The sequence below is a fragment of the Clostridium sp. OM05-5BH genome (assembly GCF_003481505.1).
Lineage (GTDB): Bacteria > Bacillota > Clostridia > Lachnospirales > Lachnospiraceae > Otoolea > Otoolea fessa.
On record NZ_QULJ01000001.1, the window covers coordinates 239755 to 255231 of the forward strand.

Genomic DNA, 15477 nt, shown 5'->3' on the forward strand with positions numbered 1-15477 from the left:
GAAAGTACTGAACAGTTACGTTTTAACATATGAGTTAAAAAGGGGTTAGAATGGTAAAAATAATTAAAAACGGCAGAGTCATCGATCCGGAGAGCAGATTCGACGGAAGGGCAGATTTGTGGATTGAAAATGGGAAAATCCAGAAAATCGTGAAAAAAGATACAAAAGCAGAATCAGATGGGGCATCTGACGCACCGTCCATCCCGGCAGATGCCGAGGTGCTGGACGCAGAAGGGCTGATCGTCGCGCCGGGACTGGTGGACGTCCACGTGCATTTCCGCGATCCGGGTCTGACCTACAAGGAGGACATCGAGACGGGCGCGGCGGCTGCAAAGGCGGGCGGCTTTACGACGGTGGTCTGTATGGCAAACACGAAACCGGTTGCCGATACGCCGGAGATTGTCCGGTATATTCTGGAAAAGGGCGCGAAAACGGGAATTCATGTGGAAACCTGCGCGGCAGTCTCAAAGGGATTTCAGGGAAAAGAACTGACCGATATGGACGCCCTCAAAGAGGCGGGTGCGATCGGATTTACGGATGACGGAATCCCGCTGATGAGCGAAAAATTGGTCAAAGAGGCGATGGAGACGGCGAAACGCCTCAATGTGCCGCTCAGCTTCCATGAAGAGGATCCGGCATTTATTTTCAACAACGGCATCAACCGCGGTCCGGTGTCCGAGCAGCTGGGAATCGGTGGTTCCCCGGCGCTGGCGGAGGATTCGATGGTGGCGCGCGACTGCATGATCGCGCTTCACACGGGCGCAGATGTGGATATCCAGCACATCAGTTCCCGTAATGCGGTGCAGATGGTCGGTCTGGCGAAAAAGCTGGGCGCGCATGTCTGGGCGGAGGTGACACCGCATCATTTTACACTGGACGAGACGGCGGTTCTGGAGTACGGAACACTGGCGAAAATGAATCCGCCGCTGCGGAGTGCTGCGGATCGCGAGGCGTTGATTGAGGCAATCAAGGACGGCACGATTGATATGATTGCGACGGATCATGCACCGCACAGCGCCGAGGAGAAGGCAAAACCGCTGACCGAGGCGCCGAGCGGCATCATCGGGCTGGAAACCTCCCTGTCATTGGCGGTTACCAGGCTGGTAAAAGCTGGTCACATTGATTATCTGACTCTGTTTGAGAAAATGAGCCTGAATCCGGCGAAACTGTACCGGATGAAGGAGGCGGGACGCATCCGTGAGGGCGGCATGGCGGATCTGGTTCTTTTTGACGACCAGACACCATATACCGTAGAAAAATTCCATTCCAAGGCGTCTAACTCCCCGTTTGTGGGAGCGAAGCTCTATGGAAAGGTTCACTATACCATCTGCAGCGGTGAGACAGTATATCGGGCAGAATAGGAGGAAACGAAGCGATGAAGACAATGTTAAAACGCGGCGCAGGCGTGCTGATGCCGATTTTCAGCCTGCCGTCGCCGTATGGAATCGGTACGTTCGGACGGGCGGCGTATGAGTTTATTGATCAGTTAAAACGCGGACGCCAGACGTACTGGCAGGTGCTTCCGATGGGACCGACCTGCTACGGGGACAGCCCGTACCAGTCCTACTCTGCATTTGCGGGAAATCCGTATTTTATTGATCTGGATACGCTGAAAGACGAGAAACTTCTGACCCAGGATGAGATAGACGCCTGCTGGTGGTGCGACAAGCAGGATCAGGTCAAATATGACGCGCTGTATTATTACCGTTTTCCGCTTCTGCGCAAGGCGTATGAGCGGAGCAGCCATAAGGAAAGTGTGGAATATCAGGCATTTCTGGAAGAAAATGAAGAATGGCTAGACGACTATGCGCTCTACATGGCAGTCAAGGGTAAATATGAAGGAAAAGGCTGGATGGACTGGGACGAGGACATCCGGTTCCGCCGTCCGGAGGCGCTTTCGGCATGCCGCGAAGAGCTGGCAGAAGAAATAAATTACTGGAAGTTCTTACAGTTTAAGTTTTTTGAACAGTGGAAAAAATTAAAACAGTATGCAAAAGAAAAAGAACTTCGGATCGTCGGCGATATTCCGATTTACGTGGCGCTCGACAGCGCGGATGTCTGGAGCCACCCGGAGCTGTTCCAGCTCGACGAGGAAAATCTGACGCCGCTCAAGGTATCGGGTGTGCCGCCGGATGCATTTTCAGAGGATGGACAGCTCTGGGGCAACCCGCTTTACGACTGGGAGAAAATGGAACAAACCGATTTTGCCTGGTGGCGAAGCCGGATGAAAGCGTCCGCGAAGCTCTACGATGCGGTGCGAATCGACCATTTCATCGGCGTGGTGCAGTATTATGCAATCCCGTATGGCGCTGTGACTGCGAAAGACGGCGAGTGGGAGAAAGGTCCGGGCAAAAAGCTGACCGACGCACTTGACGAGGCGGCAGGCGAGACGAAGATCATCGCGGAGGATCTGGGTGTCTTCTGTCAGGAGGTCAAGGATCTGCTGGCAGAGACGGGCTATCCGGGCATGAAGATCATTGAGTTTGCGTTCAGTGGCGACCGTTTCAACGAGCATCTGCCGCACTGCTATGACCCGAACTCCGTAGTCTACGGTGGAACGCACGACAATGAGACGCTGGCGGGGTATTTCAAACCGGAAAAACGTCAGTGGTGGGAACTTCAGTACATTGCCGATTACCTCGGTGCAGCACACCAGAGTGAGGTGGTAGACCGCGTGTTCCGCGCGGCATACGGTTCAGTCGCGAGCGTTGCCATTTTCCAGATGCAGGATGTGTTGAAGCTCGATAACTGGGCGCGCATGAATACGCCGGGAACCCTCGGGGAAAACTGGCGCTGGCGTCTGGTTCCGGGGCAGTTTACGGATGAGCGGGCAGATTATTTGTCCTGGCTGGTGGATACGTTCGGAAGATTTTAGTTTTTGGCGGATGGGAATAAAAACCCGTAAAATGCTTGCAAATTCGGGAAAAACCTGTAAAATATACATGGATTGCACCCGCCCGGGGCAAAGATGCACCTGGGGAGTATGAACGATTTGAACAGTATGAAAGGAAATTGCCATGATTAGTACAAGCAATGTAACACTGCGAGTAGGAAAGAAGGCGTTATTTGAGGACGTAAGCATTAAATTTATTGAGGGAAACTGCTACGGACTCATCGGTGCCAACGGTGCCGGAAAGTCTACCTTTTTACGAATCCTGTCCGGACAGCTGGAACCGACCAATGGTGAGGTTATCATCACACCGGGACAGAGACTTTCATTCTTACAGCAGGATCACTTTAAATATGACGCATATCCGGTACTTGATACCGTTATTATGGGAAATGCGAGACTCTACGAGAACATGAAAGAGAAGGAAGCTATCTACATGAAGGAAGACTTCTCCGAGGAGGACGGCGTCAAGGCTGCCGAGCTGGAGGGCGAGTTCGCCACGATGAACGGCTGGGAGGCAGAGTCCGACGCGGCGAACCTTTTAAATGGTCTGGGAATCGAGACGGATCTCCACTACAAACAGATGGCAGATCTGACCGGTGCCCAGAAGGTCAAAGTTCTTCTGGCACAGGCACTGTTCGGAAACCCGGACATCCTGCTTCTCGACGAGCCGACAAACCACTTGGATCTCGATGCGATCGCATGGCTCGAGGAGTTCTTGATCAACTTTGAGAATACGGTTATCGTGGTATCCCATGACCGTTACTTCTTAAATAAAGTCTGCACCCAGATCGCAGATATCGACTATGGCAAGATTCAGCTCTATGCCGGAAACTACGATTTCTGGTACGAGTCCAGCCAGCTGATGATCAAGCAGATGAAGGAAGCCAACAAGAAGAAGGAAGAGAAGATCAAGGAGCTGCAGGAGTTCATCCAGCGATTTTCTGCCAATGCTTCCAAGTCTAAGCAGGCAACCTCCAGAAAACGTGCTCTGGAGAAGATTGAGTTAGATGAGATCAAACCGTCCAGCCGTAAGTATCCGTACATCGACTTCCGCCCGGAGCGCGAGATCGGTAATGAGGTATTAAGCGTTGAGAATCTCTCCAAGACAATCGACGGTGTGAAGGTTCTTGATAATATTTCCTTCATTCTCGGACGCGAGGACAAGGTTGCGTTTGTAGGACCGAACGAGCAGGCAAAGACCGTTCTCTTCAAGATTCTTTCCGGCGAGATGGAGCCGGATGAGGGATCCTATAAATGGGGTCTGACCACCAGTCAGGCATATTTCCCGAAGGACAATTCGAAAGAGTTCGATAACGACGACACGATCGTAGACTGGCTGACCCAGTACTCTCCGGTTAAGGATGTGACCTATGTCCGCGGATTCTTAGGACGCATGCTGTTTGCCGGTGAGGACGGCGTGAAGAAGGTCCGCGTTCTTTCTGGTGGTGAGAAGGTGCGCTGCATGCTTTCTAAGATGATGATCTCCGGTTCCAATGTCCTGATTCTGGACGAGCCGACCGACCATCTGGATATGGAGTCCATTACCGCTCTGAACAACGGTATGATCAAGTTCCCGGGCGTGCTGTTATTCTCCTCCCGTGACCACCAAATCGTTGAGACGACCGCAAACCGTATCATGGAAATCGTAAACGGCAAGCTGATCGATAAGATTACTACTTACGATGAGTATCTGGCAAACGATGAGATGGCGAGAAAACGTCAGGTATTTACTGTTACGGATAGTGAGGAAGAGGACGACTAAGAGCTGGAATCAAAGTGATTTAGACAAAAGTCTGAAAGATAAAAGACAGCCCCAGACGCTGCATGTGAGCGATGCCTGGAGCTGTCTTTTGCACATCTATGGTGTCAATGTCCCGTTTTTAGCGCGATCAATCCTTCTTATGGCGTGATTCCAGATAAACCAGGTAATTGATGTATTCGATCAACTGCTTTTTCGTGGAAGTCTGGAAGGATGAGATACGCCCATTGACCTCTCCATAGGTGACATTTTTAAGAAATGGTTTCGCCATTTCGGGCGGATTCTTCGGGTAGGAGGTTCGACCGAGAATATAATCGGCGCTGACCTGGTAATAATCTGCCAGTTTTATCAGATGCCGAAGAGGCAGATCCGTCCGGTTTGTTTCATAGCGGGAATAGATTTGCTGAGTTGTACCCAGCAGACTGGAAATTTCCGCCTGCGTTTTTCCTTTGTCCTCCCGTAAATCACGGAGCCGGTCACCAGCAGCAATCATTTAAAGCACCTCCCGCATACATCAAATATTTGTGAAAACAATCTATCATACAAGTATGCGCAGAACTAAAAGATACAATTAACTGGTGTAGAAACAGTAAAAAATACATTTATAAAAATGTAAACAAAAAAGAATATCCGCTCTATGGAATAAAACGGCAGCCGGGTTTTTGTTTTACTGTTTACAGTCTGCCCGAATTAGTTTAAAATAAAAGGAAACAGGCAATTCTGCTTTGAATGAAAACGGCAGGATTGTGGATAAGAAACAGAAAGCGAGGACAATTTTCATGAGTCAGAAGCCAGTTCTGGTGATCATGGCGGCTGGTATGGGCAGCCGGTACGGCGGCTTGAAGCAGATTGATCCGGTCGATCGGGAAGGAGATCTGATCATCGATTTTTCGATCTTCGACGCAGTCGAGGCTGGATTCGAAAAGGTCGTATTTATTATCAAGAAATCGATTGAGAAAGAGTTTAAGGAACATATCGGAAACCGCATGGAAAAGCACGTGCAGGTGGAGTATGTGTATCAGGAAAATGACCGTCTTCCGGATGGGTTTGAGGTTCCGGAGGGACGCGTCAAACCGTGGGGAACCGGTCATGCGATTCTCTGCTGCAGCGAGGTGATCGACGGACCGTTTGCGGTGATCAACGCGGATGATTACTATGGAAAATCGGCATTCAAGGCGATCTATGATCGTCTGGCATCCTGCGGTGATGATGACAAATATCAGTATGCGATGGTTGCCTATCATCTCTACAACACATTGACGGAAAACGGTCATGTGGCGCGCGGCGTCTGTACAGTGGATGCGGATGGACATCTGGCGGATATCCACGAGAGAACGCGCATCGAGAAGCACGGCGATCAGGCGGAATATACCGAGGATGACGGCGCAACCTGGGAGCAGCTGGGGGAGGATACGCTTGTATCGATGAACCTCTGGGGCTTTACTTCCAGCATCTTAAAGGAGTTAAAGGCGCGCTTTGTTCCATTTTTGGAGAAAAACCTGTCGGTAAATCCACTCAAATGTGAGTATTTCCTCCCGTTTGTGGTGGATGAACTTTTGAAAGAGGGGAAAGCCGAGGTGACTGTGTTAAAGAGCGTGGATCGCTGGTATGGCGTGACCTACAAGGAAGATAAGAAGATGGTGACAGACGCGATCCAGGGAATGAAGGACAGCGGTCTGTATCCGAAAAAACTTTGGGAAGAGTAAGAATGAAGTGATAGGTATTAGGAGGGAAAACTGGGGATGAGCAAGTTGATGAAAAGCCTGCCGTTTCGGCTGGTGCTGGGTGTAGCGATCGGTATTATTGCCGGTCTTATAGCAAATGAAAGTTTTATGAATCTCGTTGTAACGCTGAATTATATTTTTGGGCAGATTATATCGTTCTGTGTACCGCTGATCGTCATCGGCTTTATTGCCCCGTCGATCACGAAGCTTGGAAAGAATGCCTCCAGATTGCTCGGAGTAGCGCTGGTTCTGGCGTATACATCGTCTCTTGGCGCGGCGCTGTTTTCGATGGCTGCCGGATATACGCTGATTCCGCACATGTCGATTCAGTCGGCAGTCGATGGATTGCGCAGTCTGCCGGAGGTTGTCTTTAAAATGGACATTCCGCCGATCATGGGCGTCATGAGTGCGCTGGTATTTTCCGTTATGATTGGTCTGGCAGCGACCTGGACCAAGGCAGTGACAGTAACGAAACTGTTAGACGAGTTCCAGAAGATCGTTCTGGAGATTGTACAGAAGATTGTCATTCCGATTCTTCCGGTTTACATCGCATTTACGTTCTGTTCTCTGGCCTATGAGGGAACCATCACAAAACAGGCTCCGATCTTCATTTCGGTTATCCTGATTGTTATGGCAGGTCACTATATCTGGATGGCTCTGCTGTATACACTGGCTGGTATTTACTCTGGCCGTGACCCGAGAGGCGTTATCAAGCATTATGGTCCGGCATATCTGACGGCAGTCGGTACGATGTCGTCTGCGGCAACCCTGGCAGTGGCGCTTAGCTGTGCCAAAAAGGCGGAGCCGCTTCGTGACGATATGGTTGATTTCGGTATTCCGCTGTTTGCGAATATCCATCTGTGCGGTTCGGTTCTGACCGAGGTATTCTTTGTCATGACGGTATCCAAGATTTTGTACGGCGCCCTCCCGGATATGATGACGATGGTTCTGTTTTGTGTTCTTTTAGGTGTATTTGCCGTAGGTGCACCGGGTGTCCCGGGCGGTACGGTTATGGCGTCCCTGGGACTGATCACCGGTGTCCTCGGTTTCGATGCCACCGGAACGGCGCTGATGCTGACGATCTTTGCGCTTCAGGACAGTTTTGGTACTGCCTGCAATGTAACGGGCGATGGCGCGCTGACCCTGATGCTGACGGGATATGTGGAGAGACATGGGATTAAACATCAGGATTTACACGTAGATTTATAAAAATGAGAGAGGTGGGGCAGGCAGCAGCCGCCCCGAAACAGGTCTGTGAATGCCGCTGGCTCTTCGCACTATCGTTGCCCGCTTGCTTTCACTACACTTGTTCGTCTGTGTCGGACTTGCGTCCGCCCCATTCGGACAAGCGTGTTCAAGATGCGTACAACTGATAGGCGAAAGCCTGCTCTGCATCCACAGACCAGTTTCGGAGCGTCTGCCACCTGCCTGCTGTCTTTTTATGTATCGGAAAAACCTTATTTGATAAAAAGGAGAGATAGAATGAAAAAAATGATTTCCTGGAACGTAAACGGATTGCGGGCGTGTGTGGGAAAGGGATTTCTGGATGTATTTCATGAGCTGGATGCGGATATTTTCTGTATTCAGGAAAGCAAGCTGCAGGAAGGGCAGATTGATCTGGAGCTTCCGGGGTATTATCAGTATTGGAGCTATGCGGAGAAGAAAGGATATTCGGGAACAGCGTTGTTTTCGAAGGAGGAGCCGCTTAGCGTGAGCTACGGTCTTGGCATTGAGAAGCACGATCATGAAGGGCGCGTCATTACGGCGGAGTACCCGGATTATTATGTGGTGACCTGCTATACGCCGAACTCCCAGAATGAGTTGGCGAGACTTCCGTACCGGATGCAGTGGGAGGATGATTTCCGCCAGTTTTTGAAGAAGCTGGAGGAGAAAAAGCCGGTCATTTTCTGTGGGGATCTGAATGTGGCACACACGGAGATTGACCTGAAAAATCCAAAGACGAACCGGAAAAATGCCGGATTTACGGATGAGGAGAGAAACAAGTTTACGGAGCTTCTGGACTCTGGATATATCGACACGTACCGATATTTTTACCCGGATAAAGAGGGCGTTTATTCCTGGTGGTCGTACCGGTTTAAGGCGCGCGAGAAGAATGCTGGGTGGCGGATTGATTATTTCTGTGTTTCCAAGAGCCTGAAGGACCGGCTGGCGGGCACACAGATTCATACGGAGATACTGGGTTCGGATCACTGCCCGGTAGAATTACAGATAAAGGATCGGGATGAGGCATGAATTTACTGACAGCAGAACATCTGAAAAAATCATATACGGAACGGCTGCTTTTTGATGACGTGGCATTTTCCATCGGTGAAGGTGATAAGATTGGTCTCATCGGCATCAACGGAACCGGAAAATCTACTCTTCTAAAGATTGTAGCCGGTCTGGAAGAGCCGGATGAGGGTACGGTAGTAAAGGGACGAAATCTCTATATCCGTTATCTGCCTCAGAATCCGGAGTTTGAAGCGGGACGGACCGTCTTAGACTGCGTGATCCGGGAAAATATGGCGTATGAGCACGCCTGGGATCTCGAGGGCGATGCGAAATCCATGCTGAATAAGCTTGGAATCACCGATTATAGTGCCAAGGTGGAGACACTTTCGGGCGGACAGAGAAAGCGCGTTGCCCTCGCAGCGGTGCTGTTATCGACGGCGGATCTGTTGATTTTAGACGAGCCGACGAACCATCTGGACAGTGCGATGGCGGACTGGCTGGAAGAGTACCTGAAAAAATTCCGCGGCGCGCTTCTGATGATCACGCACGACCGGTATTTCCTTGATAACGTGACGAACCGCATCGTCGAACTGGACAAGGGAAAGCTGTACAGTTATCAGTCCGGCTATGAGGGCTATCTGGAATTAAAGGCAGAGCGCGAGGCAATGGCGGTGAGCTCGGAGCAGAAACGCCAGAATATCCTGCGGACGGAGCTGGCGTGGATCCGACGCGGCGCACAGGCACGCAGCACGAAGCAGAAAGGGCGTATTCAGCGCTTCGAGGCGTTGAGTGCGGTGGAAGCGCCGAAAGTAGATGGAAATGTGGAGATGAGCTCGATTTCCAGCCGTCTCGGACGAACCACGGTCGAGGCACACCATCTTCATAAGGCGTATGGTGACCGCCTCCTGATCGATGATTTTTCCTATATCTTCTTGAAGGATGACCGCATCGGCATCATCGGACCGAACGGTAGCGGAAAATCGACGCTGATGAAGATGATTACCGGCTGGGTGAAACCGGATTCGGGCGAGACGATCATCGGCCAGACCGTAAAAATGGGTTATTTTTCACAGGAAAACGAAGATATGGATCAGTCGATGCGCGTGATCGACTACATTAAAAATGTGGCAGAGTACGTGCGGACGGCGGACGGGCTGGTATCGGCATCCCAGATGTTGGAACGGTTCCTGTTCCCGTCCCATATGCAGTACACGCTGATCGGCAAGCTATCGGGCGGCGAGCGGCGCAGACTCTATCTGCTCCATATCCTGATGGGCGCGCCAAACGTCCTTCTGCTCGACGAGCCGACCAACGACCTGGATATCAGCACGCTGACGATTCTGGAGGATTATCTTGATCATTTCCAGGGGATCGTGATTACGGTATCGCATGACCGGTATTTCCTTGACCGCGTAGTGCGCCGGATCTTCGCCTTTGAGGGCGGCGGCGCGATCCGTCAGTATGAGGGCGGCTATACCGACTATCAGGCAGCCTGTGGGGAACGCATAGCGGCAGAGATGGAGGAATCCGGTCAGGAACACGGCAGAGGCCAGAAGATCGGAGGCGCTTCTGGTGCGGGAACGTCAGATGCAGCGGAGACGGCAAAGGATAAAAACCGCGGCCGCCAGCGCGAGAAAAAGCTCAAATTCAGTTATATGGAGCAGAAAGAGTGGGAGACGATCGAGGATGATATCGCGGCGCTGGAAGAGGCAATCGCGGATCTGGAGCAGCAGATGCAGGACTCTGCCCGCGATTATACGGCTCTGAACGGCATCATAAAGGAAAAAGAGGAAAAAGAAGCTCTTTTGGAAGAAAAGATGGACCGCTGGATGTATCTGAATGATCTGGCGGAGAAAATAGAAGCGCAGGCGGCTGCTCACAAATAGGCACTCTTGGAACCGAAAGTGCCGTATGAAAACGTGGAGGGAGCAGATTTTGCCGATTTGGAATGCGAAGCATCGGCAAAATCCTGTTACAGTCTGCATATGGGTGGACTGTAACAGGCGCAGGCGGCTGCTCACAAGTAGGCACTTTTGGAACCGAAAGCGCCGTATGAAAACGTGGAGGTGGCGGATTTTCCGATTTGGAATGCGAAGCATCGGCAAAATCCTGTTACAGTCTGCATATGGGTGGACTGTAACAGGCGCAGGCGGCTGCTCACAAGTAGGCACTTTTGGAACCGAAAGCGCCGTATGAAAACGTGGAGGTGGCGGATTTTCCGATTTGGAATGCGAAGCATCGGCAAAATCCTGTTACAGTCTGCATATGGGTGGACTGTAACAGGCGCAGGCGGCTGCTCACAAGTAGGCACTTTTGGAACCGAAAGTGCCGTATGAAAACGTGGAGGGGATACAGGTGAAAGCAGAAAAAATCGTGAGACAGAAGATAAGAACCCCTGATTTTACACCGGGAATCAAGCGGACAGAGACGGGAATGCACTTGTGCGTTGAGGCACCGGGGACATTCTGCCATCTGGCAATTTATGAGACAGGTAAAAAACAGGGTGTCCGGATCCCATTTTCCCCGGAAGAACGGGTGGGGGATCTCTGGATGATGGAGCTTGCGGGCGATGATTTTTCGGGACTGGAATACACGATCGAGACTGAGCAGGGGGAGCTGCCGGATCCGTGCGGGCGCATCTATACAGGACATGAGCGCTGGGGCGATTTAAAAGCGGCGCTCCGTCCGGTGCGCTGCCGTTTCCCGGAAGAAACGTATGACTGGGAAATGGATCAGCCGCTGAAACATCCGTATGATGAGACGATCCTGTACCGGCTGCATGTGCGCGGATTTACCCGTCATACTTCTTCCGGCACCGGGGAGCGGGGAACGTTCCGTGCGCTGACGGAGAAAATTCCCTATTTAAAGGAATTGGGTATCACAGCAGTTGAATTAATGATGCCGAATGAATTTCAGGAAGTGATGATGGAGGATGGGGCAGACGGGAATCCGTATGCGACCGGGACACCGACCGGACGGCTCAATTACTGGGGCTATGGGGCGGGATACCTGTTTGCGCCAAAAGCTTCGTACACATCCGGGAAAGAGAAAGAACCGGAGCGGGAATTTAAGGATCTGGTGAAAGAATTTCATAAAAATGATATCGAAGTGCTGGTTGAGCTTTATTTTACCGGCGAGGAGAGCGCGGCACTGGCGCAGGAGGCGGTTCGTTTCTGGGTTTACGAGTATCATGTGGATGGCGTGCACCTGTCCGGGTTTGCGCCGGCCGAACTGCTGGCGTCGGATCCGCTGTTAGCTGATACGAAGCTATTAGCTGGTTCCTGGGATGGCGTGCGTGTGCCAAAAACGGCAGCGGCACCGAAGCTGCGGGAGCGCCGCTGGCATCTGGGCGAGTACAATGAAGGATTTTTGATCGATATGCGCCGGGTATTAAAGGGCGATGAGGATCAGGTCGGCCGTCTCATTTACCAGACACGCCGGAATCCGGACGCGTATGGCGTGATCAACTATATGGCGGCGACAAATGGCTTTACGATGATGGATATGGTTTCCTGTGAGCAGAAGCACAACGAAGCGAACGGGGAGAATAACCGGGACGGAAGCGATTATAATTATACGTGGAACTGTGGCGTCGAGGGCACGACGCGGAAAAAGAAGATTGTGCAGATGCGGAAAAAACAGCTCCGCAACGCATTTTTGCTGCTCTTTCTGAGCCAGGGAACGCCGATGTTTTTAGCGGGCGATGAGTTCGGCAATTCCCAGAACGGCAACAATAATGCTTACTGTCAGGACAATGAGATTTCCTGGCTCAACTGGCATCAGCTGGAGACGAACCGGGATATTTACGAATTTGTAAAATATATGATAGCGTTCCGCAAAGCGCATCCAGTGTTCCATCTGCCGGTGGAGCCGAAAAATATTGATTACCTGGTCTGCGGACACCCGGATGTTTCCTACCACGGCGTCAAAACATGGTGCCCGGAGTTTGAAAACTTCCGCCGCCAGCTCGGCATTCTCTACTGCGGCGAGTACGGACGAAGAGCGGACGGCACCAGCGATGACTATTTCTTTGTCGCCTACAATATGCACTGGGAGCCGCATGAATTTGATCTTCCGAAACTTCCGAAGGGAATGCAGTGGACTCTGTGCATCAACACAGACGACGCAGACAATAACGGAATCTGTCCGCCGGAAAGCCTGGAGGCAGGGCAGGAGCCGCAGGAAGAGCTTCGCCAGTATATGGTTCCGCCGCGGAGTATTCTGGTATTTCGCGGCTTTAAGCCAATTTCCGGTCCGGCATCCGAAAAGGATGGCAAAAAAGTTGGGAAAGTGGTAAAATCGGTAAAACGGCAGAATGTCAGAAAAGAACCGGCAAAGGAAGCGGAGACTGTGGTTGCGGCAGCGCGCGAACTGTAAGAACGGAATTGAAAGAGGATAAAGCAAGTTGAAAAAGAAACTTTTTAGAGGGCTGGCAGCCGCCCTGTGTGCTGCCATGATGGCAGGGAGCGCGGCGCTTCCGGCATATGCGGCGGGTCCGTCACGGGAGTCGGTTCCCTATGCGGATTCCTATGCCTCCTATCAGTGGGCTTTTTTAAATACAGGTGAACTGCGTCTGGTGCCGAGCCATACGGCGGCGGTGGATGCGGCGATTGGGGCGATTACCGGCAGCCCGGCGCTCTCAGCAGATGGAACGGTCCGTTCTCTGGAAGGGATCGATATGAATATTGTCCCGGCATGGAAGAAATATGACGCGAAAAGTGGAAAACGTCAGGTGATTGTGGCGCTGATTGATACAGGGGTTGACATAACTCACCCGGAGCTTAGCGGTTCGATCTGGACGAATACGGGGGAAATCCCGGGCGATGGCATTGACAATGACGGAAATGGTTATATCGATGACGTTTACGGCTGGAATTTCTATGATAATAATGCCCAGGTATTTACCGGGACGGATGACAATCATGGTACCCACTCGGCGGGCACGATCGCGGCGGCGAGAAATGGAGTCGGAACGGTTGGAATCTGCGATCCGGCGTATGTGAAGATCATGGTGATCAAGACGCTTGGAACATCGTCCGGTGTCGGAACCGTCAGCAACGTGGTTAAGGCGATCCGGTATGCGCAGGCGAACGGCGCGTCGATCTGCAATCTGAGCTTTGGCACGATGAAATATAGCGAGGAGCTGTATCAGGCGATCAAGGATTCGGGGATGCTGTTTATTGTGGCGGCTGGAAACGGTGACGCCTCCGGCAATGGCTACAGCATCGATGAGCAGCCGATGTACCCGGCAAGCTTTGAACTGGACAATATCATTTCCGTGGCAAACCTGCGCTTTGACGGTCAGCTCGACCGTGCGTCTAATTACGGGGTGAGAAGCGTGGATCTGGCAGCGCCGGGCAATTATATCCTGAGCACGATCACGGGCAATGACTATGCCTACATGAGCGGCACATCGATGGCGGCGCCGATGGTGACCGGAACGGCGGCGATGCTGTACTCCTGCGATGCGTCCCTGTCGCTTATGGATGTGAGAAACCGTATTCTGCAGTCGGCGCGGCCGATTGAGAGTCTGTCCGGCAAGGTGGCAACCGGAGGTATGCTGGATGCCGGGGCGGCAATGCCGTAGATGGGAAGTTACTGTTCGCAGGTAGGCACTTTTGGAACCGAAAGTGCCGTAAGAAAACGGGGTGGCAGCAGGAATTTGCCGTATTTAAATGCGAAGCCACGGCAAATTCCGTTACTGGGCACGTATGCGTGAACAGTAACGATGGGAAAAATGAAAAGAAAGATTGTTAAAAAAATATTGAAATTCTTGTTTGTATATGATACTATGAACGGGTGAGATAATTGCCCCGCAGATTCATATGTTTATATGTATGAAGACGGAGTAATTACCATGATTTCTTCGGGGCAGGGCGAAATTCCCTACCGGCGGTATAGTCCGCGAACCGCGACGGCGGCCGATTCGGTGAGATTCCGAAACCGACAGTATAGTCTGGATGAGAGAAGAGGCAGGAGTCAGAGAGTGTACCGTTTGAGCGTAAGCAGGCTGGTGTACATCGGCTAAGTTGCGATTTATTATCCCAGGTCCCGAACAACCTGGGATTTTTTTAGTTTTACAAATGCAGCTAGTCCGGCACTTGATTCATACTCCTCCTTCGGAGAAATGAGTTTTAAAACCGAAAGGAGATTTAAGATGAAGACAGGAAAATGGAGTATTCAAAAATTGATTTATACGGCGATGCTGGCAGCGGTTGCTGGCGTGCTGATGTCATTGGAATTTTCGGTTCCGATGATGCCGCCGTTTTATAAGGTAGATTTCAGTGATGTACCGTCTGTGATTGCCGTGTTTCTGATGGGACCGGTATCCGGTATCTGTGTAGAAGTCATCAAGCTGTTAATCAAGCTGATTACTGTCGGAACTAACACGATGTACGTCGGTGAGCTGGCCAACCTGATTGCGGCGTTCCTGTTCGTATGGCCGCTGTGGTTCCTCTATCAGAAGCTGGGCGCTAACCGTAAGGCAGCTGTAGAAGCACTTCTGCTCAGTATCGTGATCCGCACCGCGTGTGCATGCTTTATCAATGCGAACATTACGCTTCCGTTATATGCGAAAGCGATGAGCCTGCCGCTGGATGAAGTGATCCGCATGGTAGCGTCGGTCAACCCGGCGATCAAAGACCTGAATGGATTTATCATCCTGGCGACGATCCCATTCAACGTATTGAAAGTGGGACTCAACTATATCGTTGGACAGCTTTTGTTTGTACGCCTGCGTGCGGCGAAGATTGTGCCGAAAGCAGTATAAAATGAAATAAGAGGAATGGTTTGACGGATTTGGCTGTTTGCTGTGAAACGGCAGAACCATTTCATAGAAAGGATTGTCGGGAAACCGCTGGGAAAGCTGC

The 15477-nt window shown here is 51.4% G+C and carries 11 protein-coding genes and 1 riboswitch; of the genes, 10 read left to right on the forward strand and 1 reads right to left on the reverse strand.

The features are described 5' to 3' along the window. Positions 1 to 50: 50 nt before the first annotated feature. The 3 genes from DXB70_RS01090 to DXB70_RS01100 all read left to right on the forward strand — a co-directional run bounded on the left by DXB70_RS01090 (position 51) and on the right by DXB70_RS01100 (position 4655). Positions 51 to 1361, forward strand: coding sequence for a dihydroorotase (locus tag DXB70_RS01090; protein ID WP_118672521.1), 1311 nt, complete (start codon positions 51 to 53; stop codon positions 1359 to 1361). Positions 1362 to 1375: 14 nt separating this feature from the next. Next, complete coding sequence (gene malQ / locus DXB70_RS01095; protein WP_118672522.1) at positions 1376 to 2875, forward strand: 4-alpha-glucanotransferase; 1500 nt, start codon at positions 1376 to 1378, stop codon at positions 2873 to 2875. Positions 2876 to 3017: 142 nt separating this feature from the next. Continuing rightward, positions 3018 to 4655 carry an ATP-binding cassette domain-containing protein gene (locus DXB70_RS01100; protein ID WP_118672523.1) on the forward strand — a complete coding sequence of 546 codons (1638 nt, stop codon included), beginning with the start codon at positions 3018 to 3020 and terminating at the stop codon, positions 4653 to 4655. Positions 4656 to 4782: 127 nt separating this feature from the next. On the opposite strand, the gene DXB70_RS01105 is transcribed toward DXB70_RS01100, so the two are convergent. Then, positions 4783 to 5145 carry a helix-turn-helix transcriptional regulator gene (locus DXB70_RS01105; RefSeq protein ID WP_022360587.1) on the reverse strand — a complete coding sequence of 121 codons (363 nt, stop codon included), beginning with the start codon at positions 5143 to 5145 and terminating at the stop codon, positions 4783 to 4785. A 286-nt stretch (positions 5146 to 5431) separates the two neighbouring features. Here DXB70_RS01105 and DXB70_RS01110 point away from each other — a divergent pair, with 286 nt between their 5' ends. The 7 genes from DXB70_RS01110 (at position 5432) to DXB70_RS01140 (ending at position 15377) form a co-directional block, all read left to right on the forward strand. Continuing rightward, positions 5432 to 6358: a sugar phosphate nucleotidyltransferase gene (locus tag DXB70_RS01110; RefSeq protein ID WP_118469111.1), complete on the forward strand. Its 927-nt coding sequence runs from the start codon at positions 5432 to 5434 to the stop codon at positions 6356 to 6358. Between the two features lie 36 nt (positions 6359 to 6394). Next, the gene (locus DXB70_RS01115) at positions 6395 to 7585 is read left to right on the forward strand and encodes a dicarboxylate/amino acid:cation symporter (RefSeq protein ID WP_118672524.1); all 1191 of its coding nucleotides are present in this window, start codon (positions 6395 to 6397) and stop codon (positions 7583 to 7585) included. A 273-nt stretch (positions 7586 to 7858) separates the two neighbouring features. Then, positions 7859 to 8629, forward strand: a complete 771-nt coding sequence (locus DXB70_RS01120) for an exodeoxyribonuclease III (RefSeq protein ID WP_118672525.1) — start codon at positions 7859 to 7861, stop codon at positions 8627 to 8629. Beyond that, complete coding sequence (locus DXB70_RS01125) at positions 8626 to 10494, forward strand: ABC-F family ATP-binding cassette domain-containing protein (protein WP_118672526.1); 1869 nt, start codon at positions 8626 to 8628, stop codon at positions 10492 to 10494. The genes DXB70_RS01120 and DXB70_RS01125 overlap by 4 nt, the downstream gene beginning before the upstream one ends. A gap of 469 nt (positions 10495 to 10963) precedes the next feature. Further along, a complete protein-coding gene (locus DXB70_RS01130) occupies positions 10964 to 12985 on the forward strand; it encodes an alpha amylase C-terminal domain-containing protein (protein WP_243099872.1) in 2022 nt (673 codons plus the stop codon). 28 nt (positions 12986 to 13013) lie between these two features. After that, the gene (locus DXB70_RS01135; protein WP_243099874.1) at positions 13014 to 14195 is read left to right on the forward strand and encodes a S8 family peptidase; all 1182 of its coding nucleotides are present in this window, start codon (positions 13014 to 13016) and stop codon (positions 14193 to 14195) included. 271 nt (positions 14196 to 14466) lie between these two features. Beyond that, a riboswitch (FMN riboswitch) is annotated at positions 14467 to 14584 on the forward strand. A 181-nt stretch (positions 14585 to 14765) separates the two neighbouring features. After that, positions 14766 to 15377, forward strand: coding sequence for an ECF transporter S component (locus DXB70_RS01140; protein WP_022360580.1), 612 nt, complete (start codon positions 14766 to 14768; stop codon positions 15375 to 15377). Positions 15378 to 15477: the final 100 nt, after the last annotated feature.

Coding starts and splice junctions, on each gene's coding strand:
- DXB70_RS01140 (WP_022360580.1), top strand. CDS start 14,766: ATGAAGACAGGAAAATGGAGTATTCAAAAATTGATTTATACGGCGATG.
- DXB70_RS01125 (WP_118672526.1), top strand. CDS start 8,626: ATGAATTTACTGACAGCAGAACATCTGAAAAAATCATATACGGAACGG.
- DXB70_RS01100 (WP_118672523.1), top strand. CDS start 3,018: ATGATTAGTACAAGCAATGTAACACTGCGAGTAGGAAAGAAGGCGTTA.
- DXB70_RS01110 (WP_118469111.1), top strand. CDS start 5,432: ATGAGTCAGAAGCCAGTTCTGGTGATCATGGCGGCTGGTATGGGCAGC.
- malQ (WP_118672522.1), top strand. CDS start 1,376: ATGAAGACAATGTTAAAACGCGGCGCAGGCGTGCTGATGCCGATTTTC.
- DXB70_RS01105 (WP_022360587.1), bottom strand. CDS start 5,145: ATGATTGCTGCTGGTGACCGGCTCCGTGATTTACGGGAGGACAAAGGA.
- DXB70_RS01120 (WP_118672525.1), top strand. CDS start 7,859: ATGAAAAAAATGATTTCCTGGAACGTAAACGGATTGCGGGCGTGTGTG.
- DXB70_RS01090 (WP_118672521.1), top strand. CDS start 51: ATGGTAAAAATAATTAAAAACGGCAGAGTCATCGATCCGGAGAGCAGA.
- DXB70_RS01115 (WP_118672524.1), top strand. CDS start 6,395: ATGAGCAAGTTGATGAAAAGCCTGCCGTTTCGGCTGGTGCTGGGTGTA.